The 1658-nt window shown below is 52.7% G+C and carries 1 rRNA gene; it reads left to right on the top strand.

Going from position 1 to position 1658, the window contains the following annotated elements:
- Positions 1–89 precede the first annotated feature (89 nt).
- Positions 90–1645 (top strand): 16S ribosomal RNA (locus DW089_RS11220).
- Positions 1646–1658 lie beyond the last annotated feature (13 nt).

Genomic DNA, 1658 nt, shown 5'->3' with positions numbered 1-1658 from the left:
GGTGATGAGATCGAGTCACTTCGAGACAACGAAGTAAAAAAATCAAAGCTAGTATTTTCAAGAGCCAAGCGGCTTTTCAAAATAATTCTATTTTGGAGAGTTTGATCCTGGCTCAGGACGAACGCTGGCGGCGTGCTTAACACATGCAAGTCGAACGGAGAATTTATTTCGGTAAATTCTTAGTGGCGAACGGGTGAGTAACGCGTAGGCAACCTGCCCTCCAGTTGGGGACAACATTCCGAAAGGAATGCTAATACCGAATGTGATCCTTCTTCCGCATGGAGGAAGGATGAAAGATGGCCTCTATTTATAAGCTATCGCTGGAAGATGGGCCTGCGTCTGATTAGCTAGTTGGTGGGGTAACGGCTCACCAAGGCGATGATCAGTAGCCGGTCTGAGAGGATGAACGGCCACATTGGGACTGAGACACGGCCCAAACTCCTACGGGAGGCAGCAGTGGGGAATCTTCCGCAATGGACGAAAGTCTGACGGAGCAACGCCGCGTGAGTGATGAAGGTCTTCGGATTGTAAAACTCTGTTGTCAGGGACGAATGTGCGAACGTTGAATAAGCGTTTGTATTGACGGTACCTGACGAGGAAGCCACGGCTAACTACGTGCCAGCAGCCGCGGTAATACGTAGGTGGCAAGCGTTGTCCGGAATTATTGGGCGTAAAGAGCATGTAGGCGGGCTTTTAAGTCCGACGTGAAAATGCGGGGCTTAACCCCGTATGGCGTTGGATACTGGAAGTCTTGAGTGCAGGAGAGGAAAGGGGAATTCCCAGTGTAGCGGTGAAATGCGTAGATATTGGGAGGAACACCAGTGGCGAAGGCGCCTTTCTGGACTGTGTCTGACGCTGAGATGCGAAAGCCAGGGTAGCAAACGGGATTAGATACCCCGGTAGTCCTGGCCGTAAACGATGGGTACTAGGTGTAGGAGGTATCGACCCCTTCTGTGCCGGAGTTAACGCAATAAGTACCCCGCCTGGGGACTACGATCGCAAGATTGAAACTCAAAGGAATTGACGGGGGCCCGCACAAGCGGTGGAGTATGTGGTTTAATTCGACGCAACGCGAAGAACCTTACCAAGGCTTGACATTGAGTGAAAGACCTAGAGATAGGTCCCTCTCTTCGGAGACACGAAAACAGGTGGTGCATGGCTGTCGTCAGCTCGTGTCGTGAGATGTTGGGTTAAGTCCCGCAACGAGCGCAACCCTTATCCTATGTTACCAGCGCGTAATGGCGGGGACTCATAGGAGACTGCCAGGGATAACCTGGAGGAAGGCGGGGATGACGTCAAGTCATCATGCCCCTTATGTCTTGGGCTACACACGTACTACAATGGTCGGCAACAAAGGGCAGCAAAGCCGCGAGGCAGAGCAAATCCCATAAACCCGACCCCAGTTCGGATCGCAGGCTGCAACCCGCCTGCGTGAAGTTGGAATCGCTAGTAATCGCAGGTCAGCATACTGCGGTGAATACGTTCCCGGGCCTTGTACACACCGCCCGTCACACCACGAAAGTTGGTAACACCCGAAGCCGGTGAGATAACCGTAAGGAGTCAGCTGTCTAAGGTGGGGCCGATGATTGGGGTGAAGTCGTAACAAGGTAGCCGTTCGAGAACGAGCGGCTGGATCACCTCCTTTCTATGGAGAACCG

The sequence above is a fragment of the Acidaminococcus sp. AM05-11 genome (assembly GCF_003472805.1).
GTDB lineage: Bacteria > Bacillota > Negativicutes > Acidaminococcales > Acidaminococcaceae > Acidaminococcus > Acidaminococcus hominis.
Note: the sequence above shows the minus strand (reverse complement) of the source record. Positions and strands in the feature narration are given on the sequence as shown.